24 protein-coding genes and 1 pseudogene are annotated in these 25,041 nt (G+C 46.7%); 14 read left to right on the plus strand and 11 right to left on the minus strand.

The genetic code is table 11. The annotated features are described in order from the left end of the window. Positions 1-26: 26 nt before the first annotated feature. On the minus strand, positions 27-599 hold the full coding sequence (gene rrtA, locus OJ16_RS05260; protein WP_052810327.1) for a rhombosortase: 573 nt from the start codon (positions 597-599) through the stop codon (positions 27-29). A 3-nt stretch (positions 600-602) separates the two neighbouring features. Here rrtA and OJ16_RS05265 point away from each other — a divergent pair, with 3 nt between their 5' ends. Continuing rightward, positions 603-1,205: a tRNA-uridine aminocarboxypropyltransferase gene (locus OJ16_RS05265; protein WP_040988116.1), complete on the plus strand. Its 603-nt coding sequence runs from the start codon at positions 603-605 to the stop codon at positions 1,203-1,205. 72 nt (positions 1,206-1,277) lie between these two features. Here the strand turns inward: OJ16_RS05265 and OJ16_RS05270 are convergent, their stop codons facing one another. From OJ16_RS05270 to OJ16_RS05280, 3 genes are all read right to left on the minus strand, one after another. Then, on the minus strand, positions 1,278-2,594 hold the full coding sequence (locus tag OJ16_RS05270) for an anti-phage deoxyguanosine triphosphatase (protein WP_040988826.1): 1,317 nt from the start codon (positions 2,592-2,594) through the stop codon (positions 1,278-1,280). A 76-nt stretch (positions 2,595-2,670) separates the two neighbouring features. Beyond that, entirely contained in the window at positions 2,671-3,255 is a 585-nt protein-coding gene (gene yfbR, locus OJ16_RS05275) for a 5'-deoxynucleotidase (RefSeq protein WP_040988118.1), read from the minus strand. Between the two features lie 105 nt (positions 3,256-3,360). Beyond that, a complete protein-coding gene (locus OJ16_RS05280) occupies positions 3,361-4,575 on the minus strand; it encodes a pyridoxal phosphate-dependent aminotransferase (protein ID WP_040988120.1) in 1,215 nt (404 codons plus the stop codon). Between the two features lie 492 nt (positions 4,576-5,067). Here OJ16_RS05280 and OJ16_RS05285 point away from each other — a divergent pair, with 492 nt between their 5' ends. From OJ16_RS05285 to menE, 6 genes and pseudogenes are all read left to right on the plus strand, one after another. After that, positions 5,068-6,375, plus strand: coding sequence for an isochorismate synthase (locus OJ16_RS05285; protein ID WP_040988122.1), 1,308 nt, complete (start codon positions 5,068-5,070; stop codon positions 6,373-6,375). Positions 6,376-6,383: 8 nt separating this feature from the next. Further along, a pseudogene (menD, locus tag OJ16_RS05290) lies at positions 6,384-8,113 on the plus strand (2-succinyl-5-enolpyruvyl-6-hydroxy-3-cyclohexene-1-carboxylic-acid synthase). After that, positions 8,100-8,891 carry a 2-succinyl-6-hydroxy-2,4-cyclohexadiene-1-carboxylate synthase gene (menH, locus tag OJ16_RS05295; RefSeq protein WP_040988124.1) on the plus strand — a complete coding sequence of 264 codons (792 nt, stop codon included), beginning with the start codon at positions 8,100-8,102 and terminating at the stop codon, positions 8,889-8,891. Before menD ends, menH begins: the two are co-directional and overlap by 14 nt. 21 nt (positions 8,892-8,912) lie before the next feature. Beyond that, entirely contained in the window at positions 8,913-9,779 is an 867-nt protein-coding gene (gene menB / locus OJ16_RS05300) for a 1,4-dihydroxy-2-naphthoyl-CoA synthase (RefSeq protein WP_040988126.1), read from the plus strand. A gap of 164 nt (positions 9,780-9,943) precedes the next feature. After that, on the plus strand, positions 9,944-10,933 hold the full coding sequence (menC, locus tag OJ16_RS05305; protein ID WP_040988128.1) for an o-succinylbenzoate synthase: 990 nt from the start codon (positions 9,944-9,946) through the stop codon (positions 10,931-10,933). Then, a complete protein-coding gene (gene menE / locus OJ16_RS05310; protein ID WP_040988130.1) occupies positions 10,933-12,342 on the plus strand; it encodes an o-succinylbenzoate--CoA ligase in 1,410 nt (469 codons plus the stop codon). Before menC ends, menE begins: the two co-directional genes overlap by 1 nt. 141 nt (positions 12,343-12,483) lie before the next feature. On the opposite strand, the gene nagE is transcribed toward menE, so the two are convergent. Next, positions 12,484-13,932, minus strand: a complete 1,449-nt coding sequence (gene nagE, locus OJ16_RS05315) for an N-acetylglucosamine-specific PTS transporter subunit IIBC (RefSeq protein WP_173425011.1) — start codon at positions 13,930-13,932, stop codon at positions 12,484-12,486. A 204-nt stretch (positions 13,933-14,136) separates the two neighbouring features. On the opposite strand from nagE, the gene OJ16_RS05320 reads away from it, so the two are divergent. Together OJ16_RS05320 and OJ16_RS20120 are read left to right on the plus strand one after the other, a co-directional pair. Further along, positions 14,137-15,015 carry a LysR substrate-binding domain-containing protein gene (locus OJ16_RS05320; RefSeq protein ID WP_040988135.1) on the plus strand — a complete coding sequence of 293 codons (879 nt, stop codon included), beginning with the start codon at positions 14,137-14,139 and terminating at the stop codon, positions 15,013-15,015. A gap of 90 nt (positions 15,016-15,105) precedes the next feature. Further along, on the plus strand, positions 15,106-15,279 hold the full coding sequence (locus tag OJ16_RS20120; protein WP_173425006.1) for a hypothetical protein: 174 nt from the start codon (positions 15,106-15,108) through the stop codon (positions 15,277-15,279). A gap of 34 nt (positions 15,280-15,313) precedes the next feature. Here the strand turns inward: OJ16_RS20120 and OJ16_RS05325 are convergent, their stop codons facing one another. The 3 genes from OJ16_RS05325 to OJ16_RS05335 all read right to left on the minus strand — a co-directional run bounded on the left by OJ16_RS05325 (position 15,314) and on the right by OJ16_RS05335 (position 18,875). Next, entirely contained in the window at positions 15,314-16,237 is a 924-nt protein-coding gene (locus OJ16_RS05325; protein WP_040988828.1) for a YeiH family protein, read from the minus strand. 156 nt (positions 16,238-16,393) lie between these two features. Next, entirely contained in the window at positions 16,394-18,268 is a 1,875-nt protein-coding gene (locus OJ16_RS05330) for an MFS transporter (RefSeq protein WP_040988137.1), read from the minus strand. A gap of 16 nt (positions 18,269-18,284) precedes the next feature. Next, the gene (locus OJ16_RS05335) at positions 18,285-18,875 is read right to left on the minus strand and encodes a TetR/AcrR family transcriptional regulator (protein ID WP_040988139.1); all 591 of its coding nucleotides are present in this window, start codon (positions 18,873-18,875) and stop codon (positions 18,285-18,287) included. A gap of 208 nt (positions 18,876-19,083) precedes the next feature. Here OJ16_RS05335 and OJ16_RS05340 point away from each other — a divergent pair, with 208 nt between their 5' ends. Then, complete coding sequence (locus OJ16_RS05340; RefSeq protein WP_040988140.1) at positions 19,084-19,962, plus strand: Tim44 domain-containing protein; 879 nt, start codon at positions 19,084-19,086, stop codon at positions 19,960-19,962. Between the two features lie 114 nt (positions 19,963-20,076). Next, a complete protein-coding gene (locus OJ16_RS05345) occupies positions 20,077-20,397 on the plus strand; it encodes a DUF1244 domain-containing protein (protein WP_040988142.1) in 321 nt (106 codons plus the stop codon). Positions 20,398-20,470: 73 nt separating this feature from the next. Here the strand turns inward: OJ16_RS05345 and OJ16_RS05350 are convergent, their stop codons facing one another. Next, positions 20,471-21,538 carry a PLP-dependent cysteine synthase family protein gene (locus tag OJ16_RS05350; protein WP_040988144.1) on the minus strand — a complete coding sequence of 356 codons (1,068 nt, stop codon included), beginning with the start codon at positions 21,536-21,538 and terminating at the stop codon, positions 20,471-20,473. A gap of 125 nt (positions 21,539-21,663) precedes the next feature. On the opposite strand from OJ16_RS05350, the gene OJ16_RS05355 reads away from it, so the two are divergent. Beyond that, positions 21,664-22,122: an Lrp/AsnC family transcriptional regulator gene (locus OJ16_RS05355; RefSeq protein ID WP_040988146.1), complete on the plus strand. Its 459-nt coding sequence runs from the start codon at positions 21,664-21,666 to the stop codon at positions 22,120-22,122. Positions 22,123-22,173: 51 nt separating this feature from the next. Here OJ16_RS05355 and tesB read toward each other — a convergent pair whose 3' ends face one another. Beyond that, the gene (tesB, locus tag OJ16_RS05360; protein WP_040988148.1) at positions 22,174-23,034 is read right to left on the minus strand and encodes an acyl-CoA thioesterase II; all 861 of its coding nucleotides are present in this window, start codon (positions 23,032-23,034) and stop codon (positions 22,174-22,176) included. Between the two features lie 225 nt (positions 23,035-23,259). On the opposite strand from tesB, the gene OJ16_RS05365 reads away from it, so the two are divergent. Next, positions 23,260-23,691 carry a YbaY family lipoprotein gene (locus OJ16_RS05365; RefSeq protein WP_040988150.1) on the plus strand — a complete coding sequence of 144 codons (432 nt, stop codon included), beginning with the start codon at positions 23,260-23,262 and terminating at the stop codon, positions 23,689-23,691. A gap of 31 nt (positions 23,692-23,722) precedes the next feature. On the opposite strand, the gene OJ16_RS05370 is transcribed toward OJ16_RS05365, so the two are convergent. After that, entirely contained in the window at positions 23,723-24,025 is a 303-nt protein-coding gene (locus tag OJ16_RS05370; protein WP_040988152.1) for a DNA base-flipping protein, read from the minus strand. Positions 24,026-24,150: 125 nt separating this feature from the next. Between OJ16_RS05370 and OJ16_RS05375 the strand changes: the two genes are divergently transcribed. Continuing rightward, on the plus strand, positions 24,151-24,891 hold the full coding sequence (locus OJ16_RS05375) for a VP0952 family biofilm-associated protein (RefSeq protein ID WP_040988154.1): 741 nt from the start codon (positions 24,151-24,153) through the stop codon (positions 24,889-24,891). The last annotated feature ends 150 nt before the right edge of the window (positions 24,892-25,041 follow it).

Consider the following 25,041-nt stretch of genomic DNA (forward strand, 5'->3'; position numbering starts at 1 on the left):
GATGTAAAGCGCTCACTTAGAATGAATCAATTGCTGCCGATTGATTGTGAGCCACAAGTGTTTTTATACAGCGGGTAGAAGACCAGGGCATAAACAATGCCACTCACTACGCCACAGAGATGTGCTTCTACCGCCACATTGGCTTCGATCATTTCCATGCTTGAATGGCTAGGCCCAATCGTCAATTCCCAGACAACCTTGCCCATCACACCGAACAATAACAACCAGCTTGAATTTCTGCCTTGTAGCGCTTCTTTTAGCGCGTAATAGGCAAATAAACCATGCAGTGTACCTGATAATCCCACATAACTTTGTACGTCACTCAATAGCATTCCAGCCCCAACGCCGATACTGATTAACAATGTCAGAATGAGAAATTCTTGTGGTCTTGGGCGAAAGATAAACGCAATAATCCATAGCCCGCCAAGATTCATGGCAAGATGCGGAAAGTTGGTATGAGAGAAATTTCCTGTTAGGATGCGCAGCCACTGTCCCGTTGGGATCAAATCATAGCGCCACGCCGAAAGTGAGGCGAAAGGCTCAAATTGTAGCCCTAAGCACACTGCGCTGATGCTCATTAATAGGAAGATTAATTTCACGTCATGTCCCGATATTGCTCTCAATGTGGAAAGTCACTCAAAGCCTGTATATGTCAATGGATACAAAGCCTAGCATCGAATGTTGAGTTAATCATCCTTCAACACCCGTCTGAGTCGAAGCGACCAATGGGTACGGCTCGTATTCTGACGCTTTCATTGCCAAACAGCTACTATTTTGAAGGCGAAGATTTCTCTCAGCATAGTGAGCTCAACCAGCTAATTTGTGATCCTCAGGTGCGTCATTTTGTTTTATACCCAGGGGAAGGTTCGGTAGAAGCGCAGGCCAGTATGAGTCATAGCGAAGAAAAAATTCGCGTGATTTTATTGGATGGTACATGGAAAAAAGCATTCAAAATGTGGCAGTTATCCACCAACTTACATGATTTGCCGTTACTGCGACTACCGAGTGAGCTAAAAGGCAATTACCGCATTCGCAAAGCGCCCAGTGATAATGCGCTTTCAACCGTCGAAGCTGGCTATTATATTCTCTCTATTTTGCAGCCAGAACAGGATTTTTCTCCGCTGATTGACGCGTTTGAAAAAATGATTCAATTTCAAATTGATCAAATGCCAGCCGGGGTTTTTGAGAAAAATTATCGCAGTTAATCCCTGCGTATAAGCACGGATAGCCCATGATGAGCGCCATGATCTTCTTTTAAGATCATGGCGTTTTTGCGTTTAGTGGGAAGAGAACAGTTGTTGATGCAGTCGCTTGGCATGACCATCCGTCATCGAGGAAATGTAATCGGCGATGATCCGCATCCCTTGCGCTTCGCACTCTACTGCTTGCCATGCTTGGCGTGTTTCAATCGGCAGTAGGCGTTCAGGATCGGCGCTCAGAGCTTCAAACACATCCATAATAATCTGTTGCCCTTTGTATTCCATCAACTGTACGTGCGGCGCTTGAATGACGTATTGGCTGACAAAGGCTTTTAAAATGTCTAGGGCACTTGCCATGCTCGGTTCGAGTACCGCGTTGAATGACAGTAGTGGTGAGGTAAAGTGTGCATCGACGGGTTTGATGGAAATGCTCGTGAGCAATGCGTTGACGATGCCGCCGATGGCATCCTTACGTTTGTGATGCGCCCCGGCAAAGAGCATTTCACTGATAAACGCAATGTGCTGTTCAAACCAAGGATCACCGCACTCGGCAAGTTGGCTCGCCGCGGCTTCATGCCATTGATGGCGATTGACCATTCCGAGTACGATCGCATCTTCAAGATCATGCACGCCATACGCAATATCATCGGCGAGCTCCATGATGGAACAATCAAGTGACTTAAAGCGGGTTTTACTGGCAGACAATGGCGAAATGTCGCTATCACGCATTTGAGAAAAAAGGGGCTTTTCGTTGTCATCTAAAGGGGTAAGGACCCATTCAAATAGGGGCTTATCGCAATCGTAAATCCCTTTTGCTGGCGCCCAATCTTTGGCGCGCAATTGGCGCTGGTGGCTCACCGGTTGAGGCTGTTGTTTGGCTCTCGTGTGACTGAGTAAGGCTGGATATTTGATCAATCCGAGTAAGGTTCGGCGCGCCAGATTCATACCAAACTGTTCCGTATAAGGTTCCAGTTGTGTGACGATACGAAACGTTTGGGCATTGCCCTCGAAGCCGCCGTGATCTCGCATCATATAATTTAAGGCGACTTCACCACCGTGGCCGTAGGGTGGATGGCCAATATCATGGGCCAAACAGAGTGAGTCGATTAAGCTATCGGTGGGTAATAAGGCGTGATACTCGGGCTGCTTTTTCTTAATTTGCGCCACGATCCCCGTACCTAATTGCGCCGCCTCTAATGAATGAGTGAGACGAGTACGGTGGAAATCATCAATGCTGGTGCCATGAATCTGAGTCTTCGCTTGCAAGCGGCGAAAAGCGGCAGAATGCAGAATGCGAGCGCGGTCGCGTTGATAAGGGCTGCGATGGTCATCACGGCGAAGTTTATCTTCGTTACCGTGACGATCTTGCCATAAAAGGCTTATTTCAAATGTCATTACTGCATTCCCAGTTTTTTCAGGGTCGTTATCAAGGTCGTTGTCACCATTCACCATTCCGTCTATATGAGATGAATTAACTGATTTCGTCGAGTGATAATTCAAAGCTTGGAGCAAACGTATTCAGGAAATAATCCATTTCGGGCGTGTAACGTTCTTTTAACGTGATATCGAGGCGTTTTTTGGCTAATGCGTACTCGTGGTTGCCTGCGCTTAACTCTTCTAAGCATTTCAGGTAAGCACAGATGGTATCGGCTTGCTTGACGATGACTTCATCTTCTTTATGCGCACTTTGCGATAATAAGTAAGGTGCAAAATCTTGCTGAAATTCTTCCGGTAACATCGCCAACAGTTTTTTCTCCGCGGCGGCTTCAATCTTTTTGTATTCTTTGGCTATTTCAGGGCTGTAGTATTTGACTGGAGTCGGAAGATCGCCCGTTAATACTTCACTCGTATCATGATACATCCCGAGAAGTGCGATGCGTTCAGGGTTTAAGTTACCAGCGAATTTTTTGTTTTTGATGAGCGCGAGTGCATGGGCGACAAAAGCAACTTGAAGGCTATGCTCGGAAATGTTTTCTGTTGAGACGGATCGCATCAAAGGCCAACGTTGAATCAGCTTCATTCGTGCAAGATGCGCAAAAAAATGACTTTCTTTCATCTCTACATCCTTATGCCATGAGGAGAGTCGTAATAAAAAAGGCACTCATAAGAGTGCCTTTAAGAATATGTAACTTAGACCAAAATATCTATGGGAATGCGATATCTACTGGCTGTAAGTCGAAATAAAACGTTCAAAACGACCGATTGCAGTCTCAAGATCTTCCACATGTGGCAATGTCACGATACGGAAGTGGTCTGGTTTCGGCCAGTTAAAACCAGAGCCTTGTACTAGTAGCACTTTTTCTTGAATCAAGAAATCGAGCACCATTTTTTGGTCGTTGTGAATCTTGTATTTCTTGGTGTCTATTTTCGGGAACAAGTACATTGCGCCTTTTGGTTTCACACAAGAAATACCAGGAATTTGGTTGATGAGTTCCCATGCGCGATCACGCTGCTCAAGCAAGCGGCCACCCGGTAGGATTAACTCATTGATGCTTTGGTAGCCACCCAGCGCGGTTTGGATTGCATGCTGCATTGGCACGTTGGCACACAAGCGCATTGACGACAGCATTTCTAGGCCGGAAATGTAGCCTTGAGCAAGATGCTTAGGACCGGTCATAAACATCCAGCCACCGCGGAAACCACAAACGCGGTACGCTTTGGATAGGCCGTTGAACGTTACCACGAGGACGTCTTCGGTAAGTGTTGCCACTGACGTATGCGTCGCACCATCATAAAGTACTTTGTCGTAGATCTCGTCAGCAAAGATAATGAGCTTATGTTGGCGAGCAATTTCAATTACTTCCAGCAAGAAATCTCGGCTGTAGACAGCACCTGTCGGGTTGTTTGGGTTGATCAGCACAATTCCGCGTGTTTTTGGCGTGATTTTGCTTTTCATGTCGTCCAGATCAGGGTACCAATCGGCTTCTTCGTCACAGATATAGTGAACGGCTTTACCACCAGACAATGCCACTGAAGCAGTCCAAAGTGGGTAATCTGGAGCAGGTACCAGCATTTCATCGCCATTGTTCAATAGCGCTTGCATTGACATGACGATCAGCTCAGACGCACCGTTACCGATATAAACGTCTTCGACATCAAGTGAACGAATGCCTTGTTTTTGGTAATGCTGAACGACGGCTTTACGTGCAGAGTAGATGCCCTTTGAATCACAGTAACCTTGCGAAGTTGGTAGATTGCGGATGACATCGACTAAAATTTCATCAGGGGCGTCAAAACCAAATGGGGCAGGGTTACCAATGTTTAGTTTTAGTATTTTATGCCCCTCTTCCTCCATGCGCTTAGCATGTTTGAGTACTGGTCCGCGAATGTCATAGCAGACATTGTCGAGTTTTGACGACATCCCGATATTTTGCATTGTGTAAAACCTAAAAATAATTGAATTTCTTTATTAAAGTACACCAAAATAATGTTTGGTAGAATAAAAATCTATGATTGTGGCTTTTTTTCCATTCAATAGCCTTGGGTGCAATCACAGCTTTCAGTAAAATATGGGCTACAGCCTTGATCTGAATGCGTGGTGGAAATACATTATCGACGCATTTTGTGCTTATTTATGCTGGTCGTGCAGTTTGATATGAGAACCGCTAGCGAGAACGATTGTTTCTTGTTTGTTTTTTATACAGACAGTGCTGAGAGACATTGAATCCACTGCATATCACAGCAATATAAGCGTAGAATAGACGATAGGTACAAATCTGCGGATTGAGTCAGTGTGTTTTATTGCCTTCGTTGACGTACAAAGTACGAAGAAACGCCAGGCGCGAATTATTAGAATAAATTAAAACACGGCTACTTTTTATCAAGCTTAACCGCAAAGCCCTGTTGGCTTTAGTTATTCGAGGTTTATTTGTCATATTTTCAGCAAGCTATTACTGAACTAATTGAACGTGTCAAGGAAGCAACAGACGAGGTCTCTCGTTTAGTTCAAGTTCTGCCGAAAAAGCCTGATTTTGCTTTCATTGATTGGTTGCAAGCTCAGCCTCTTTTTCCCAAATTCTACTGGCAATCTCGCGACAGGAACGAAGAAGTGGTCGCGATAGGTCAACTCAGTACGTTTTCTGATCCCGCACCGGCATATGCCTTCTTGCAAGGTGAACAACGAGTTTGGGGCGGGCGATCGTTTGACGGTCAAAGTGCCAAAAACCCACATTGCCCAGCATCGTTTTTCTTTTTGCCGCAAATTGAGTTAATTCGCCACGATCAAGAATGGGAACTCGCCATCAATATTGGCGGTGATAAGTTGCAAGCGATAGAGAGCTTGCAGCAGTTGAAACTCATCATTCCTCAATTACTTCCTTTATCCGCGCAGATTAAATGTGTCGAGCATACGCCAACACAACCTCAATGGGCGCACTTAGTGAAGAAGGTGCTTGATGGCATCGAGAATAATCAGTTTAAAAAAGTCGTTTTAGCGCGTGAAACAACCCTTGAGCTTGATTCCGCTATTTGTGCTGCGCAGCTATTAAAAGCGAGCGCGGAGCACAATCAGCATAGCTTCCACTTTATGTTGGCTCAGAACGAACGTCATAGTTTCATTGGTTCAACACCGGAGCGTTTATACTCTCGTCAAGGTAAAGACCTCTACACAGAAGCGCTTGCTGGTACGATTGGCCGTGGTAAGAATGCCAGCCAAGATATGGAACTGGCGAATTGGCTCTCACAAGACAGTAAAAACCTTAATGAAAACCAATATGTGGTGGACGATATTATCGAACGCCTCAAGCCTTATTCTGATGTTGTGGAAGTGGAATCAGAAGCGCGTTTAGTGCGTTTACGGAAAGTTCAGCATTTAAAGCGCAGTATTCATGCGCATTTGAATCATGGCGTTAACGGTGTTCAATTATTGTCTGCGCTGCAGCCAACCGCCGCCGTTGCCGGATTGCCACGCAAAGAATCGATGGATTTCATCCAGCAGCATGAGCCGTTTGCGCGCAGTTGGTATGCCGGTTCTATGGGATTCATTAGCCAGCAACGGGCGGAATTTTGTGTCGCGATCCGCAGCGCTCAGATTGTTGATGATGCGATACAGCTTTATGCTGGGGCAGGGATTGTGCCAGGCTCCATTGCTGAGCATGAGTGGCAAGAGCTTGATAAAAAAGTCTCAACGTTACTGTCTTTGATTTCAGATCACCCCTCGCTAGGAGTTGCGTCATGAATGGCAATGTGAACCGCGACCAAGCGGTGATGAATCGCATTTGGTGCCAAGTTCTTCTCGAGGAGTTGACCCGCTTTGGGGTTGAACATATTTGTATCGCGCCTGGCTCGCGTTCAACGCCCTTAACGTTGGAAGCGGATGATAACCAAAATCTGACGTTGCATACTCATTATGATGAACGTGGCCTCGGCTTTTTGGCGCTCGGTTTGGCGAAAGCCAGCCGAAAACCCGTGGCGATTGTCGTGACGTCGGGTACCGCCGTTGCCAATTTATTGCCAGCGATTGCTGAAGCTAAGTTAACGGGTGAAAAGCTGGTGGTACTGACGGCCGATCGTCCCGTCGAGTTAGTCGCGTGCGGCGCTAACCAAGCGATCGCACAACAAGGCATTTTTTCCAGTCATGTCACCGCGGCACTCAATTTACCTAGCCCAAGTGAGCACGTGTCGCTACGGTGGTTATTAACGTCAATTGATGATGTGATGGCTCGTCAAGCCCGTGATGGCAGTGCGGTGCATATCAACTGTGCTTTCCCTGAACCACTTTATTCGAACCAACCTAAATCGATCTATCAGACTTACTTAGATAGCGTGGCGCTATGGCAGCAAAGCACTCAATGTTATAGCCAGCAATTTTCAAGTACGTCTGTTGCGTTTGATTGCCGCGAGTGGCGTGAACGTAAAGGTATTATCGTCATTGGCAGCGTCTCGCAGGCGGAAGCGAAATTAGCGCAAGCGTTCGCGCAGCGTTTGGGATGGCCTGTGCTGTGTGATGTACAGTCTGGCGCATCCAGTGCTTGGGCCCATTTTGATATCTGGCTGCAAAGTGAATCAGGGGCCAATGCTCTTAACGAAACGGAGATCGTGTTACAAATAGGCTCACGGATTATCTCTAAGCGCTTGAATCACTGGTTATCGCAAACTCAGTCGACGATTCAACATTCAACCAATCATGCGGTTGAATATCATTATTTGAGTCCAAGTATCGACCGCAATAACCAAGACCATTTAATGCAAATCCACCATCATGCGGATATTGCAACTTGGCTAACGTACGCTGCGCAGCAATTTGAAGGCGATATGCCACTCTCTGGTTGGGCGATGGACATGAGTCAGTTCAGTCGTGCGGTGAGCCATGCTGTTGAGCGGCATGTCGATGATTCTGAAGTATTGAACGAAGTCGCTTTGGCGACCACGTTAAGTCAATTGCCACCGCAGACGAACATCTTCTTAGGCAACAGTCTATTTGTCCGTTTGGTGGATATGTTTGGCGAGGTGGAATGTGACGTTTATTCCAACCGTGGCGCATCAGGCATTGATGGCTTAGTGGCGACAGCGGCAGGAACGATGAGAGCGACCAACCAGCCAAGTGTGCTTTATATCGGTGACACCTCCTTGCTCTATGATCTCAATTCATTGGCATTGTTGACTCATCATGATGTGCCGAGCGCGATTGTCGTGACCAATAATGATGGCGGCGCTATTTTTGGTTTGTTGCCAGTACCAGAGCAACAAAAGCAGCGACTGTATCAAATGCCCCATGGGTATGATTTTTCAGCAGCGGCTGCGCAGTTTAAGTTGGCTTATTATCATGCTGAGCAGCGTGAGGCTTATCAAGCTAAGTTAGAGCAGCACCTGACATCTCAGGTAAGGGTTGCTTGCTGATTGAAGTCACAACGCCTCCAGAGCAAGCTTCTGCGCACATCAAAGAGGTCGTTAAACACTTCCATGCTAGCCTATAGCCTCAACCTGTCAGATTCAGCAAATGCAGAAGCGCCAGTGTTGGTGTTTCTGCATGGTTTGTTGGGCAGTGGGAAAGACTGGCAGGCGTGCCTTAATGAACTGAACGGTTATTCCACAGTTACTCTTGATTTACCGGGTCATGGCGACAGTGTCGCCGTGCCTAGCTTAGGCTTTGATGATGTGTGCCAACATATCGAACAAACCCTGACCACGATTTTCCCTCCTCAACAAACATTCATATTAGTGAGCTACTCACTGGGTGGTCGAATTGCCATGTATGGTATTGCGCATCATCATTTTGAACATTTAAATCTGATGATGGCTATTATTGAAGGGGCGCACTTTGGCCTTGATACTGCCGACATGCGTCAAGCACGATACGAGAATGATTTTTCGTGGTCGCAGCGTTTCAAAAAAGAGCCGATCGCTCAGGTCTTGAACGATTGGTATCAACAAGCGGTATTTTCTTCATTAAATCATGAGCAAAGACAAACTTTGATCGCTAAGCGAAGTGATAATCTTGGCGCTGAAATCGGTCAGATGTTGTTGGCGACGTCTTTAGCGAAACAACCCTTGCTGCTTGAGCCACTCGCTCGTAGCGCGGTACCGATCCATTATATTTGTGGCGAGAAAGACACGAAGTTCAGTCAGTTGGCTGAGCAAAGCGGCTTGTCTTTCAGCCAAATAGCGCAAGCGGGGCACAACGTACATCACGAGCAGCCACGCGCTTTTGCTAATGTCATTAAGCATCTAATCCAAACTCACGAGAGTGAGTGATAAACAAAAATAGGAATCACCATGGCTAAAACAGTAGGTATTTCAGAAGAAGAGCTTTACGCACCGGTAAACTGGAATGACTGCAGTGGTGAATATGAAGATATTCAGTACCACAAGTCAGAAGACGGCATTGCAAAAATCACTATCGCTCGTCCACAAGTTCACAATGCGTTTCGTCCTAATACTGTAAAAGAGATGATCAATGCACTCGCAGACGCGCGTTACGACGAAAGCGTTGGCGTGATCATTTTGACGGGTCTTGGTGAGAAAGCGTTCTGCTCAGGCGGAGACCAAAAAATTCGTGGCGACTACGGCGGCTACCGAGATGATAGCGGTACGCACCACCTAAACGTATTGGATTTCCAACGTCAAATCCGTACGTGTCCTAAGCCGGTTATCGCAGCGGTTGCGGGCTGGGCCGTGGGCGGTGGTCATGTTCTACACATGATGTGTGATTTAACCATCGCAGCAGAAAACGCGCAATTTGGTCAAACAGGGCCTAAAGTGGGTTCATTTGATGGCGGTTGGGGCGCGTCTTACATGGCTCGTATCGTTGGCCAGAAGAAAGCGCGTGAAATTTGGTTCCTATGTCGTTTCTACGATGCACAAGAAGCATTGGATATGGGGCTTGTGAACACGGTAGTACCGGTTGAAGATCTTGAAAAAGAAGCGATTCGTTGGTCTCGTGAAACGCTACAACACAGCCCAATGGCACTACGCTGTTTGAAAGCGGCATTGAACGCTGACTGTGATGGACAAGCTGGCCTACAAGAGCTTGCGGGCAATGCAACGATGATGTTCTACATGACGGAAGAAGGTCAGGAAGGTCGCAATGCATTCAACGAAAAGCGTCGTCCGGACTTCAACAAGTTCCCGCGTAACCCATAATCTAGCGTTGTCTTGGTCGCCGTTGTTGCGATAGCGATGTCACAGGTACGCATTTATATCGAAAAATTGCGTACCTTTGCCTCGCATTAATGACGTGACTGAGTAAGCGACTCTTAAATTCTAAATCGGCTAGTTATAACAATAATAAACAAGGGAATATGGGTATGAGATCAGCCAAACTGTATCGCTACGCTTTGCCAATGGACAGTGGGGTGATTTTACGTGAACGTCGCCTGACTGAGCGTGAAGGGTTTGTTATCGAACTTGCGGAGAATGGCCGTGTTGGTCATGGTGAAGTCGCTCCGTTACCGGGCTTTAGTTGTGAAACAATGGAAGAGGTTTACACCCAACTTATCGAACAGCTAAATGGTTGGAAAAACGGTGAGCCCGCGCTTGATGAAAGTGAAATGTACCCTTCGGTTGCGTTTGGCCTTTCAATGGCACAACTCGAACTGGCTGGCGAACTGCCGAGTGACGGTATCTATCGTTCAGCGCCACTGTGTAGCGGTGATCCGGATGAGTTGCTGCCTAAGCTAAATGCAATGGAAGGCAAAAAAGTCGCTAAGATTAAAGTGGGCCTTTATGAACCGATTCGTGATGGCATGCTGGTCAATCTCTTCTTAGAATCCATCCCAGACTTGAATCTTCGTCTCGATGCGAATCGCGCTTGGACCAAAGAAAAAGCCCTCAAATTTGCTAGCTATGTAGCGCCTTCTTATCGCCAGCGTATTGAGTTTATCGAAGAGCCTTGCCAAGTGCCGGGTGATAGCTTCTCATTTGCTATCGATACGGGCATTGCCTTAGCGTGGGATGAAACGCTGCAACATGCTGTGCGTAAGCCTGAATTCAAACTAACGGATTTCACAGGCGTTAAAACCATTGTGATCAAACCAACGTTAATCGGTTCCGTACAAACGTGTATTGAACTGATTGAAGCGGCGAAAGTGCTTGGCATCAAAACGGTGATCAGCTCCAGTATTGAATCGAGTCTCGGTTTGAACCAATTGGCTCGTTTTGCCAAATGGAAACTCCCTGATGAAGTTCCGGGCCTAGATACCATCGGCTTGTACGCTGAACAGTTGGAAGTACCATGGCCAAACAGCCCACTACCACTGCGTAAGCTCTCCGATCAAGCGTTGATTTGGCAGGCATAATGCACCTATCACCTTTAAAAAACTGGGCTCTTAGGAGCCCAGATTGTTTAGCTCTGGTTACTCCGCAACATCAATATACTTGGTCTCAATTAGAACAAGTGGTTTCTCTTTACGCTAAAGCGTTAGCGGGTCAACAAGTCACCCAAGGCAGCGTTGTCACGTGTGTGGGCAAAAATAGCCCAGAGATGCTGCTGATCTATTTAGCTTGTGCCGAGCTTGGCGCGATTTGTGCGCTCACCATGCCACAACCTCAGTTGGCCCTTGATGATAAGCTCGATACGCTCTATTCGGCCTCCCAACCCACCCAAGTTTGGATGCATGATAGAGGTGATGCGGTCGGAGGTTTATTACTCGACATCCCTTCAATCGCCGTCTCTCAAATAGGGCTGGCGCAACCAGAATCTCAGATTAAGGTGAAGAGTCGCTACCATGCCGATTCTCTGGCCTCGATCATCTTCACCTCTGGCTCAATGGGCAAGCCTAAAGCCGTGGTACACACCCACGCGCAACATTTGGCTTCGGCGCAAGGGCTATTGGAACCGTTCCACTTTGCCCCCTCAGACTGCTGGCTGCTGAGCTTGCCGATGTACCACGTCTCAGGGTTAGCGATTGTGTACCGCTGGTTGGCCGCAGGCGCGCAATTGAAAGTCGGCAGTGGTGATTTACTGCAAGATGTTCAAGGCGTAACGCACGCTTCGCTTGTGGCAACACAGTTAGAACGACTGCTTAGCGCTGCAACGTCACTGGATTTAACTCATGTGCTATTGGGTGGCAGCCATGTCCCGTTGGCTTTAAGTCAGCAAGCGGCAGAGCAAGGGATTGAAACTTGGCTCGGCTACGGCATGACGGAAGCGGCCTCGACAGTGACCGCAAAGCAAATTGATGCGACCTACAGTGCGGGAACGGTATTGCCTAATCGTCGCTTAGAATTAAGAAAAGGGCGTATCTACATAGGTGGTGAAACGCTGGCGAGTGGTTACTTTGAACAAGGTGTCATTACCCCTATAACGGATGCACAAGGCTGGTTTGATAGTAAAGATCTTGGTGAGCAACTTGCCAATGGCGAATTGGTGATCAAAGGCCGTGCAGACAATCAATTTATCTCCGGTGGAGAGAATATTCACTGCGAGGAAATAGAAGCGGCACTCAATCAGATGAAGGGTATCACGCAGTCAATTGTGGTGCCTATCGCTGATGCCGAGTTTGGTCAGCGACCGGTCGCCGTATTGCTAGCAGATGCGCTTCCTGCGCGAGCAAGCATTGAACTGCATCTTGAACAAATATTGGTGAAATTCAAATGGCCAGTCGCGTATTTGCTGTTGCCTGAGTCACTATTAGGCAGTGGGATTAAAGTGTCGCGCAAGCAAGTCAAAGATTGGCTTGCGACCCAGAGCAAAGACGCGCATTAATGTCTCAATGCGCCTGCGTTGATCGCTGCGCCATTTAAATCTTGCTATTGATAATGTCGCGCCATAAAAAAAAGTGCAGAGGCGGTGACTAATCGCTCTGCACTTAGGGGGCGTGATGAGGTGAGTCATCACTTGTTTTCTTTAGCTTGCGAGCACCTTCTTCATTTGCTCAGCCACTTTATCTACCTTGCCTAGACCAACGATAACCTGTAAGCCGCCTTTGCCAATCGGCACCACACCCATAGCGCCTAGCTGAGTGAGTTTCGCGCTGTCTGCTTTGGCTGAATCCTTAACGCTCAAGCGTAAACGGGTAATACAGTTATCCACTTCTAGAATATTGTCTGCGCCGCCCACCGCTTCGATGTAGTCATACGCAAGGCCATTTAACGCTTCCGGTGTCGTGTCTTTTTGCTCCGATTCCATCTCTTCACCACGCCCTGGCGTTTTGAGGTTGAACTTGATAATCGCGAAGCGGAAGACCGCATAGTAAAGCGCAAAGAAGACAATGCCTTGTGCAATCAACATGTACCATTTCACCGCCAATGGGTTCTGGCTCGATAGGACTAAGTCAACAAACCCTGCAGAGAAACCGAAGCCTGCCATCCACTCCATGCTCGCAGCGATGTATAGAGAAATACCGGTGAGTACAGCGTGCAATAGGAACAGTAGTGGTGCTAAGAACATGAAGCTGAATTCTAGTGGCTCAGTGATGCCGGTGAAGAATGAAGCCATCGCCGCTGCCAACATGATGGCAAAGACTTGATTCTTGTTTTTCGCATCTGAGCAGTGGTACATCGCCAGTGCCGCACCCGGTAATCCAAACATCATGATTGGGAAGAAGCCCGCTTGGTACATCCCCGTTTTACCCGGAATACCTGTGCCATTGGCTATCGACTGCGCGCCACCAAGGAAGTTAGGAATATCGTTAATACCCACCACATCAAACCAGAACACCGGGTACAGAGCGTGGTGCATGCCAACGGCTAAAAACAAGCGGTTAAAGAAGCCAAATAGACCTGCGCCAATAGCGCCCATACTTTCCAGTTTGATACCGAGTAGGATCAGTGCATCGTAAACCGCAGGCCAAACGTAAAGCAGTGCGAACGATAAGAACATACCAGCAATTGAGGTAAGAATAGGCACTAAGCGTTTACCGCTAAAGAACGCTAAGGCTTGCGGCAGTTCAACGGTCGAGTAGCGGTTGTAAATTTCAGCCGAGATAATACCGACGATAATGCCGACAAACTGGTTACTGATCTTACCAAAAGCGGCGGGAACCTCGCTTAACTCCACGTTAATCAACTGTGCCACCGAACCGGGTGCAAGTAGTGTGGTGACGACGAGGAACATCACAAAACCAGACAACGCCGCAGAGCCATTTTTATCGCGGCTCAAACCAAAAGCGACACCGACAGCAAACAAGACGGCCATGTTGTCGATGATGGCGCCGCCCGATTTAATTAGAAATGCCGCGAGAATGCTTTCCGAACCCCAACCAACAGGATCGAGCCAGTAGCCAACCCCCATAAGGATCGCAGCCGCAGGTAAGGTCGCCACTGGAACCATCAGTGCTTTACCGACTTTTTGCATATATCCGAGTATATTCATGTATGCCCCTAGTAAATTAGAAAGTGTTTAATAAATAAAAATTTTTAATCTAATGGCCAAATCGAACCGTAAGTAATCGATCTGGCAAACAATTTAAGCAACTGTAGGTATTTAAAACTTATTTATTACTGCAAACAAACCAATTGGCGAGTAGCATGAATTAAAAATTTTAATGCATGGATTGATATGGCTAACCAACAACTATTGCTGCGTAACCTACATACTTTTAATGTCGCCGCGAAAAGCATGAGTTTTACCTTGGCGGCAAAAGAGCTGCACTTAACCCAAGGGGCGGTTAGCCATCGGATCAAAGTGTTGGAGAATGAACTCGGGTTTAATTTGTTCGTGCGTGGCACGCGTAAGCTGGCGTTAACCGTTGAAGGGGAGCGTTTTCAGCGCACATTGTCGAAATCGCTCAGTTCTATTTTTGGTGAAATTGAAGATATTAATTGCACCGAATTGCATGGCAAAATCAACATCGGTATGAGCCCGGCATTTGCCAATGGTTGGCTGCTGCCTCGGATTGCGGATTTTAAGCGTCGATACCCTCGATTTAACCTCAATATCTTTTCTCAAGAAGAACAAGACTTTCATAAAAATCATTTGGATATCGCAATTTACTATGGTGAAAGCGATCTAAAAGATATGTATCGACAGAGACTGTTTGGCGAAAAATATGTCCCAGTATGTACGCCTGCCTATGCAAAAGAACTTAAGATTTATGACGATGGATTAGCATCGTTGCATCGAGTGAATTTTATTCACGCTTTGGAATCAAATGTCTGGCAACGCTGGATTAAGCATTTCGATCTGGACGTCAATTTATTCAAACATTTTTACTGTGTGAGTCACCGTGATATGGGCGTACAAAGCGCATTGCATGACGTTGGGGTGGCAATGGGGCGCTATCAGTTTGTAAAGCAGTACATCGATACTGGTGAGCTTGTCACGCCTTATCCGAGTATGGAAACAGAGATGAGTTATGATGTTTTGTGCCCATTAGGCGCGGAGAAAAGACCGAAAGTGCACACCTTCATTAAGTGGTTGGAAAGCCAACTTAGTTAATTTAGCAATGTCATAGTACAAAACCGAATTTCTCAACCTTATAACGCTGATTCATAATAACACTCGATGGATAGCGATAAGGATATAAAAATGAAGTTGATACTGACAGTGGGGGCGGTGCTACTGATTGCCACGGCAACACAGGTAGAAGGACTCTATCGAGCGTTAGCTGAGTTATCGGCGTTTCTCTTCGTGGCAGCGCTCGTGATTCACTACCGCAAAGAGAAACGTCAGAAAGTGCGCATTGAGCCCGAAGAGCTCTAAGGGGGAATTGGCCTACTCCTGCGCGATATTTGGGCTATGCCAGTGTTAACCAAGCCAACGAGCTGGTGGAAATCAACACCCACAAAGTCACGCCAAAGATCAACGGTTTCGCCCCTGCCGCTTTCAGTTTATTGACTGAGATACCACAGCCGATTAAGAACAAACACACCACCAACGCACGCTTTGCGACATCAAAAATAATGCTATAGATCGCTTCGAACTGCGGCAATGCATCACTAATCCCGATCGCTAGACAGTAAAAAAGAATAAAAAACGGAATGGTGATTTTCTTTGAATCGTTGCGGAAAATAAACGCACTGACAAAGGCGACGGGAATGATCCACAATGCGCGCGCCAGTTTGAGAGTCGTCGCGGTCGTGAGTGCTTCTTCACCATACGCCGACGCCGCGCCAACCACCGAAGAGGTATCGTGAATCGCAATCGCTGCCCAAGTGCCAAAAGTGTGTTGATCTAAATTGAGCGCGTGGCCAATGACTGGGAAAATAAATAGAGCGATGGAGTTGAGCACAAAAACGGTCGCAAGTGCGAGGCCAATCTCTTCATCTTCTGCTTGAATCGCGGGTGAGACCGCTGCAATCGCACTGCCGCCACAAATCGCCGTTCCGGCTGAAATCAAATAGCCGAGTTTTTTGTCCAGTTTCAAGAATTTGGCTAACCACCAACCGACCACTAAGGTACTGACAATGGTGGTAATGATAATGCCAATCCCATCAGAGGTGACCGCCACCGCTTCTTCAAAGTGAATGCCAAAGCCGAGGCCGACAATCGAATAGGCGAGTAATTTTTTGGTGATTTTGGCTAAGTTGACGTGGCTTGGCACTAAGCCTAACGAGGCGAGTAAAAAGCCAATCACTAAGGCTGTTGGTGAAGTAACAAAAGGCGTTAGGCAGGCAAGCAGGCCAATAATAAAAGGAACGGTTTGTTGGTATGGTTTCATGATTACAATGCGCTTATGCGTCAAAAGGGGCCAGTGAGCATCATTGCTCACTTATAAAGAACGCCATATTACATGACCAACGTCGGTCAGTAAGTCTGAATGAATTGAACAGCTGTTCAGAAAAGTTGAACAGCCATCCAATGATGGATAGAACCGCTAGCGGCAAGCGCCCCGTAATTCGGCGACCTTTTGACGCATCGTATGGGTTGTCGCTTGTTCGGGGGAGACAGGTTCTCCCGCTTCGATCTCAACCTTTGACCAAAATCGAGTCGGACGTCCCTGACAAGCCTGGCCTTTGTAGCGGCTAAAGTAACTGCCCCACAAGCCTTTCAGTGCCATTGGAATGACGGGAACAGGGCTACGGCGCAGAATGATATCCATCCCCCGCATAAACTCTTTTATTTCCCCGTCATTAGTGAGGTGGCCCTCTGGGAAAATACACACAATATGGCCATCATTTAAATCTTGCTCAACTTGGTTGAAGGCACGACGGATAGAGCCACGATTGGTGGAAGAGATAGGGATCACGCCAGCACGTTTCAAAAAGCGTCGAATAGGCGGGAGGTTGGCGTACTCTTCTTGCATCACAAAACGAATCAAGCGTGGGTAAGCGCCGCTAAGCAGCAGGGCATCCATGTAGCTAACATGGTTACACACAATCAGTGCGCCGCCTTTTTCAGGTAAATGGTGTAAATTTTTATGAGTCACGCGATACATCGTATGGGTCGTGACCCACAGTAAAAATCGAACGACAAAAATAGGCACTTGATTAAATAGATACAAGGCTACCAGTAGGTTGAATGCGGCCAGTAATAGGAAAAACTGTGGGATCGACAATTCAATAATACTTAAACAGACAATCCCTAGAATCGCACTCCCTACCATAAACAGTGAATTGAAGATGTTGAGTGCGGCAATGACTTGTGCGCGCTCAGTGATTTTGGCGCGTTGTTGCATCATGGCGTAAAGGGGAACGATAAAGATGCCACCAGAGACACCGAGTAGCAACAAATAAGTAAATAACGGCCACAACGGCTGATAGCCAATAAATTGGTTAAAACTCTCGAAGGTCGGTAATGAGTCTGGGACGGAACTCGCCATCAGCCAACCAAAAATGGAAATACCTAAGCTGCCTAACGGTACGATGCCGATTTCAATTCTGTGATTAGAGAGCTTGTCGCAAGCCATTGAGCCTGTGGCAATACCGATGGAAAATAGCGCCAACAAAAAGGAGACCGCACTCTCGCTGCCATTGAGATAAATTTTGGTAAAGTTGGGAAACTGGGTGAGATAAGCGGCGCCCAAGAACCAGAACCAGCTAATGGCCATAATGGATTGGAAAATAACCCGATCAGATTTGGCAATCGCAAGGGTCTTTTTGGTGTCTTTAATCGGCTGCCAACGAAAAGTCAGATCAGGGGCAGAGGCGGCGGCTTCTGGAATCGAACGACTGGCGAAATAACCAAACAGGGCAAACAAGACCACGCAACCCGCGGCAATGTAATTCGCGTTATCGGCAGAGGCAATCACTCCAGCGCCTAATGTACCAAGTAAGATGGCGAGAAACGTGCCGGTTTCGACTAATGCATTACCAGGAACTAACTCTTTGTCGGTGAGTTGCTGCGGTAAAAGTGCGTATTTTACCGGACCAAAAAAGGCCGATTGCGTCCCCATTAAGAACAGCAGAATCAATAAGATTAGGTAGCTTTCGGTGATAAAACCTATCGCGCCAAACAGCATAATACCGATTTCGGCCAGTTTCACTTTACGAATAAAACCGGATTTTTCATATTTGTCCGCCAATACACCTGCCGAGGCTGAAAATAGGAAAAACGGCAGAATAAATAAACCGGCCGCAAGATTGATAAACAAATGGCTAGAGACGGGCAAGGCACCGACGCCCGCAAAAGCAACAAACAACAACAGAACATTTTTAAAAATATTGTCGTTAAATGCCCCAAAGAACTGGGTAATAAAATAGGGCAGAAAACGTCGCTGCATTAACAGTGATGTTTGACTTTGCTGTGGCATTGCAGATCCTTTTGCGTTACCAATTGTTGAGATAGTTTGAGAGTAAATTGGCGATCAATTCTTTGCCATCGACGGGCTCGGCTGCGAAAAATTTGTCATCAACACTGAGCAACGTGATGCCATGAACGCCGGACCATAGAACACGACTGGCTTGCAATACTTCGCTATCGTTGCGCGAAGGCGCCAAAATACGCAATAAATGTTCAAGCATACCGAGCATGTTATCAATACGATTACTTTGCCATTCAGGCAAGGTGTCACCGTTCATGTTGTGCTCAAAAATAAGCTGCCAACGATGGGGGTGACGCAGCGCAAAATCATGATAACAATAGGCCAATTCATGCAGCGCTTGTTTAGGGTCGTGGCTTTCTTGTATTGACGCTTTCGCCTCGAGCGTTAACTCGTCTAGGGTTTGGGCCACAACATGCAAGAGCAATAAATTGTAGCTACCAAAAACATTCACCAGCGTGCTGGGAACATAGCCAATCATATTGGCGATTTTTCGCAGACTTAATTCGTGATATGAGTGCTCATCAAGAAAGCGTTTTACCGTATCCAAGGTGAGAGCGATAAGTTGGTCGCGGGTGTGATCGTTTCTTCGAGCCATAGTAAAGAATTAAAAATGAACAATGTTCGATATTCTAATAACGGACGACGGCAAGCGTCAACAACCCGAGTTAGCATATTTGCAATATTCTGATACATGAATTCGATTGCTGGATGTATCTTTATCTTATAGAGAGCGCTAAGATTAAGGAACCAGAGCCTTTTATGCGCTGGATATTAAACTAAATAAAGTACCCTAAAGGAAAAACATGAAACGACTTTTTTCTCTAGTGGCGTTATTGATGGTTTCTGTAGCCATCACGCCTGTAGCGGAAGCTAAGAAGTTTGGTGGTGGCAAGTCTTTTGGTAAAAGCTTTAAGACAGCACCAGCGCCTAAACAGCAACAACAGAACACCAATACCATTGGTAAAGATCAAGCAGCGAAGCAGTCATCAAGCAAAAAAGGTTTGATGGGTGGCATTCTAGGCGGCCTACTTGTTGGTGGTTTACTTGGTTCGTTACTTGGTGGCGGCGCATTCGAAGGTATCCAGTTTATGGATATTCTGATCATGGGTATCATTGCCTTTGTGATCTTCAAATTAATGCGACGTATGCTGGGGGCGAAGCAGGGCAGTATGAATCAGCATCGCCAGCAACCGGCTTTCGGTGGTTCAGCGCCTAAATTTGAACAACCAAATGTTCATAATTTCGAGCAACCACAGAACGTAAATCAAGGTGGCTTTGGTGGTTTCGGTGCACAAACAGACGTACCGCATAACTTCCCACCAAGCTTTGACCAAGCGGCATTTGTGAACGGCTCTCGTGAACATTACCGTATCATCCAAGGTGCGTGGAACCACAACCAGCTTGAAACAATCGAAGAGTATGTTTCTCCTAGCTTGTACCAAGATCTGCAAGAAGAACGCGCAAAGCTGGATGGTGAGCAACACACAGACGTGATGTATGTGGATGCGGAAATCGTTCGTGCTGATTACGATGCAACTAAAGCGCAACTAAGCTTGCAGTTTAGTGGCCGTTACCGTGACTCTGCGGAAGGTGTTGAAGAAGACATCGAAGACGTGTGGCACTTAGAGCGTGACCTAACGGTTGATAACGCACCATGGCTGATTGTGGGTATCCAAGGATAATCCTTCGTTACTGATAGCACAGTTTTTATAAACGCCCGAGCCGAACGCTTGGGCGTTTTTTTATCTTTCACGTATACTTGTTGGCAAGAAAATAAAAACGATAAGGAAAGTAAAGTGCCTGAATTTAAATATAAAAACCTGACGCAAGAGCAACAAGATAAATTAGATGCAGCGGTCTTTCGTCGTTTGCTCTCTCACCTTGATGAAAATAAAGAGGTTCAAAACATCGATTTGATGATTTTGGCGGGATTCTGCCGCAACTGCTTTAGTAAATGGTACAAAGCCGAGGCGGAAAACCAGCAGTTGGATCTGGGTATTGATGATGCACGTGAGCGTGTATATGGCATGACTTATGATGAGTGGAAGCAAAACCATCAACCGCCAGCAACCGCAGAGCAGCTAGCAGCCTTTGAAGCGCGCGAAAAAGCGAAGTAAGCAGAGATGTTTTGAATAGTAAATGGCACTCATTGAGTGCCATTTTTGCATTGTGGAGATGAGAAGCGAAGCGTTAATCAAGAAGCCCTGTGGTTTCAAAGCGCTCTAGTTTGACGGCATAAGGAAGTAAATCGCCAATGTTCGCTTGTACCCACTCGGGGTTGTAATAGGTGTCTAAATAGCGCTCGCCGCTGTCACACAGCAGCGTAACAATCGACCCTTTCTCGCCTCGCTGCTTCATTTCACCGGCCAACTGCAATACACCATAAAGGTTTGTTCCTGTTGATGCGCCCACTTTACGCCCGAGTACGTTTTCTAGCCAATGCGCTGTCGCTACTGAAGCGGCATCGGCGATAGTGCGCATTTCATCGACTACGCCAGGGATGAAGCTCGGCTCAACGCGAGGACGGCCAATGCCTTCGATCTTGCTGCCATTTTCGCCAGTAAGCGCTTTGTTGCCAGTGCGATAAAACTCGTGGAACACGGAGTTTTCTGGGTCAACCACGCACAGCTTGGTATTGTGTTGCTGATGACGAATAAAACGACCGATCGTTGCGGATGTGCCGCCAGTGCCTGGGCTCATGACCACCCAAGTTGGAATCGGGTGATCTTCCAACTGCATTTGGTCAAAGATCGAATTGGCGATGTTATTGTTACCACGCCAGTCCGTTGCGCGTTCAGCGTAAGTAAACTGATCCATGTAGTGGCCGTTTAGTGCTTCTGCTAAGCGGTGTGATTCTGCGTAGATTTGATCAGTGTGTTCAACCAAGTGCGCTTGACCACCATAAAATTCGATTTGCTCTATTTTTTTTCGAGCGGTGCTTTTAGGCATCACGGCAATGAATGGCAAGCCTAAAAGGCGAGCGAAATAGGCTTCAGAGACAGCGGTGCTGCCTGATGACGATTCAATGATTGTCGTTTCAGGGCCAACCCAACCATTGCATATCGCGTATAAAAAGAGAGAGCGTGCAAGGCGATGTTTCAGCGATCCTGTTGGGTGAGTGCTTTCATCTTTTAAATAGATGTCGATACCTTCGATGCTCGGCAAGTCTAACTTGATGAGGTGTGTGTCGGCTGATCGCTGATAGTCGGCTTCTATTTTTCTAACGGCGTTATTTATCCAGTTATGATCGGTGCACATTGGGTCTCTCCTTTAATCTTCTTATGCTAATAATTTACCTACAAAGTGAGAGAAAACCTTTGCTAATTACCCCTTACTTCCGTTTAATTAGAGAATATTTTTCTCTTTGATGGGCTTTTTATAAAATGGAACTGGATAGTGTTGATCGAAAAATACTCGCATTGTTGCAACATGATGCAACCTTGTCATTGAATGACCTTGCGGAAGCGGTCAATTTAACGACGACGCCATGCTGGAAGCGCCTAAAGAAGTTGGAAGAGACTGGCGTGATTCAAAAGCGTGTTGCCTTGCTTAACCCAGATAAGCTTGATTTATCTTTCAATGCGTTTGTGATGATCAAAACGCGCGACCATTCCCATGAGTGGTACAGCCAATTTGTATCAACGGCCACTGAGTTCCCTGAAGTCATGGAGTTTTATCGTATGGCAGGTGAGTACGATTACATGATGAAAGTGCTGGTCAAAGATATGCAGAGTTTTGACCGTTTTTATAAAAAACTGGTCAACTCAGTGAAAGGGATTTCTGATGTCACGTCGACGTTTGCAATGGAACCACTCAAATACACCACAGCGCTGCCGATTTAATGGCTAGACGCGCGCTGTGGGTTGTTCATCAGTTGAGTGTTCAGCCGCGCATTAGTCAGTAAAGCGCATCACGCCTTCTTGCACGGCGCTGGCCACTAGGTTGCCTTGACGATCAAAGATTTCACCGCGTACTAAGCCGCGAGTGTTACTGGCGGTTGGGCTTTCAATGACATACAGCAACCATTCGTCCATTTTGAATGGACGATGGAACCAAATTGAGTGGTCAATGGTCGCGACTTGAAATTTCGGCGTGAGTATAGAAACACCATGTGGGTGCAATGCGGTAATGAGAAACCCCCAGTCAGAAGCATAGGCAAGTAAATACTGATGAATCAACTGATTATCGGGTAGTTCACCGTTTGCCTTCACCCACAAGTACTGCTTGGCTTCAGTCTTTTCTGGTTTGAGTGGATTCACCACGACGACAGGGCGCATCTCGAAGGGTTTTTCACCACAAAATGTCTTTCTCAGCTTTGGTGGCAAAAACTCGGCAACGCGAGCGATAAGCTCTGATTCAGAGGCATAATTTTCTGGCCCTGGAATATCGGGCATGGTGTTTTGATGCTCAAAGCCAGGTGCTTCACCGTGATACGAAGCGGTTAAATAGAAAATAGGGCGGCCATTTTGAATCGCTTTCACCCGACGGGTACTGAAACTGCGACCTTCGCGAAGATTTTCCACATCATAGATGATTGGTTTTTCAGGATCGCCCGGATACAGGAAGTAGCTGTGGAATGAGTGCACGGTGCGCGCGTCATCCACCGTGTATCGAGCGGCTGATAATGCCTGGCCGATCACTTGACCGCCATAGACTTGAGGCAGGCCTAGATTTTCGCTTTGTCCGCGAAACAAGCCTTCTTCTAGTTTTTCAAGTTGCAACAAACTAAGCAGTTCGTTTAGTGGTTTACTCATGAGGGGTATTCCAAAATTAGTCTTTGATTATTCTACGTTACTGTTATCACACCAAGCAATGCTTGTGGTTCTCGATACGGCTCGAATCGACAGGTATAGAGTAAATACTCATTTTAGAACATAAACGTCAGGAATGAGTCAGGAGTGCGTTCCCTGTCATGACAGCATGTTAAACAGCGTCTATAATTCAGCAAGTTATCAACATTTATCTCTTAGTGAGGCGTTATGAAGAAGACACTGATGTTGGCGTCGTCGGTTTTATTAGGAACAGTACTGATGGGTTGTCAAAGTGAGCCTGCAGCACAGCAGGAACAAGTACAAGCAGAGCAAATGATTACAGGTAATGTTGCCTACCGTGAGCGTATTATGCTACCTGATAATGCAGTTGTGACGGTTCGCCTACAAGATGTGTCACTTATGGACGTGTCCGCAACGTTGATTTCTGAGCAAGTGATTGAAACCAATGGCGCACAAGTCCCTGTGCCTTTTGAGCTCAGCTACAACCCGAGCGAGATCAAGCCGGGCCATCGCTACAGTGTTAGCGCTCGTATTGAAGTGGCTGGGGAATTGCGTTTTATCACCGATACCATGAATGCCGTGATCACCGATGAAAACCAAACACAGCAACTTAACTTGATGTTAGTGGGTGTACGTTAATTCCATCGTGTTCGGTTCAAAAATGGCAGCGTTAAGGCTGCCATTTGTATTTTCTCAGGCTAATACGGCCACCATCGCTGACCTCTATCCCTTCTGCTAATAATTGCTTTCGTTGCCTTTGTAAATCCTGGCCTTTGAGGGAAATTTGTCCTTGGCTGTTTACTACGCGGTGCCAAGGCAGCTTAGAACCTTCCGGCAAATTGCCGAGGGCTTTTCCCACATGACGCGCATAGCCGGGATAACCGGCCAATTTTGCGATCTCGCCATAATTTGTGATTTTTCCATACGGAATTTGGTGAATTACTGCAAAGATTTGCGTTAAAAATTGGTCCATACTGATTTATCGATAGCCTGATTTTCGAACGTTACTGCTATTTGGATGGTTAGCAGCAACGATAAATATGCGTGTATTACATCATATCCTAACTCGTCGATTCCAGGATGGAATAAGGAGCAGGAATGCTATTTTCTACCTTACAATTCTTCATCGCTACATTGTTGGCGGTTATTTGCGCTCGAGTCGTCAGTGACAGTGGGGGCGACATACCGCTGATCGCGATGATGGCGCCTGTCTTATGGTTTATTCCACTGCGTGGTTTTGCTTCTGCCGTTTTTGTTGGCAGTGTGATCATCTATGGTTTAACGCTGCCATATCAACCCACGGCGCTGTCTGTGAGCGTTTGGATTCTATTCCCATTGTTGATGGTCTCTTTTTCTCGTCGTAGCCATATTATTGTGGCCGCTGTCGCCGCATTAATCGTTATCACCTTACAAGCCGGTATTATGGTGACACAAAATGCAGGCAAGTTGACTGGAGAGGCCATATTCACTGCGGTTCAAACCTTGGCTGTGGTTTTGATTTGGTGGTCAACAAGTCATTGGAAGCCTCGCCCGCAACATCGCTGGTGGGCGTTATTGTTGCTACTGCCACTATGGTTTACTCAAATGGCGTATGCGGTGTTATTCGCGTTGGCGGTGATCGGCATCGTGAGCGCAGTTGAACGTTTATCAATATTAAAGACGTTTAATTGGGGCAAGTTGCTTTGCTGGACATTACCCACAGTCGCCTTCTCTGCGCTGGTGATTAGTCCTCACATTGAGGTGCCTAACCCTATATTTGTCGTTTGGTTGTGTCTGCTTGGAACGGCTTGGGCTACGGATTACATATTACAAAGCGCCGAATATAACGAAGAAATATGAATCTAATTGCGCTAAAAATTTGGAATGATGATAAGAACATGACAGTATTGGTCGATTAATGCTCAATGGAATGGTGCATTTGTTTTGTGTTATCAATAAATAGTCACGCCCAGATGCAATGTCTTCGGTTGTATTAAAGGGTAGCCAAAG

This window comes from Vibrio renipiscarius, from assembly GCF_000827885.1.
Classification (GTDB): Bacteria; Pseudomonadota; Gammaproteobacteria; order Enterobacterales; family Vibrionaceae; genus Vibrio; species Vibrio renipiscarius.

Bases quoted from the DNA above. Each gene is read 5' to 3' on its own strand.
- OJ16_RS05265 (WP_040988116.1), top strand. From the start codon at position 603: ATGTCCCGATATTGCTCTCAATGTGGAAAGTCACTCAAAGCCTGTATA.
- OJ16_RS05270 (WP_040988826.1), bottom strand. From the start codon at position 2,594: ATGACATTTGAAATAAGCCTTTTATGGCAAGATCGTCACGGTAACGAA.
- yfbR (WP_040988118.1), bottom strand. From the start codon at position 3,255: ATGAAAGAAAGTCATTTTTTTGCGCATCTTGCACGAATGAAGCTGATT.
- OJ16_RS05280 (WP_040988120.1), bottom strand. From the start codon at position 4,575: ATGCAAAATATCGGGATGTCGTCAAAACTCGACAATGTCTGCTATGAC.
- menH (WP_040988124.1), top strand. From the start codon at position 8,100: ATGCTAGCCTATAGCCTCAACCTGTCAGATTCAGCAAATGCAGAAGCG.
- menB (WP_040988126.1), top strand. From the start codon at position 8,913: ATGGCTAAAACAGTAGGTATTTCAGAAGAAGAGCTTTACGCACCGGTA.
- menC (WP_040988128.1), top strand. From the start codon at position 9,944: ATGAGATCAGCCAAACTGTATCGCTACGCTTTGCCAATGGACAGTGGG.
- menE (WP_040988130.1), top strand. From the start codon at position 10,933: ATGCACCTATCACCTTTAAAAAACTGGGCTCTTAGGAGCCCAGATTGT.
- nagE (WP_173425011.1), bottom strand. From the start codon at position 13,932: ATGCAAAAAGTCGGTAAAGCACTGATGGTTCCAGTGGCGACCTTACCT.
- OJ16_RS05320 (WP_040988135.1), top strand. From the start codon at position 14,137: ATGGCTAACCAACAACTATTGCTGCGTAACCTACATACTTTTAATGTC.
- OJ16_RS20120 (WP_173425006.1), top strand. From the start codon at position 15,106: ATGAAGTTGATACTGACAGTGGGGGCGGTGCTACTGATTGCCACGGCA.
- OJ16_RS05325 (WP_040988828.1), bottom strand. From the start codon at position 16,237: ATGAAACCATACCAACAAACCGTTCCTTTTATTATTGGCCTGCTTGCC.
- OJ16_RS05330 (WP_040988137.1), bottom strand. From the start codon at position 18,268: ATGCCACAGCAAAGTCAAACATCACTGTTAATGCAGCGACGTTTTCTG.
- OJ16_RS05335 (WP_040988139.1), bottom strand. From the start codon at position 18,875: ATGGCTCGAAGAAACGATCACACCCGCGACCAACTTATCGCTCTCACC.
- OJ16_RS05340 (WP_040988140.1), top strand. From the start codon at position 19,084: ATGAAACGACTTTTTTCTCTAGTGGCGTTATTGATGGTTTCTGTAGCC.
- OJ16_RS05350 (WP_040988144.1), bottom strand. From the start codon at position 21,538: ATGTGCACCGATCATAACTGGATAAATAACGCCGTTAGAAAAATAGAA.
- OJ16_RS05355 (WP_040988146.1), top strand. From the start codon at position 21,664: ATGGAACTGGATAGTGTTGATCGAAAAATACTCGCATTGTTGCAACAT.
- tesB (WP_040988148.1), bottom strand. From the start codon at position 23,034: ATGAGTAAACCACTAAACGAACTGCTTAGTTTGTTGCAACTTGAAAAA.
- OJ16_RS05365 (WP_040988150.1), top strand. From the start codon at position 23,260: ATGAAGAAGACACTGATGTTGGCGTCGTCGGTTTTATTAGGAACAGTA.
- OJ16_RS05370 (WP_040988152.1), bottom strand. From the start codon at position 24,025: ATGGACCAATTTTTAACGCAAATCTTTGCAGTAATTCACCAAATTCCG.
- OJ16_RS05375 (WP_040988154.1), top strand. From the start codon at position 24,151: ATGCTATTTTCTACCTTACAATTCTTCATCGCTACATTGTTGGCGGTT.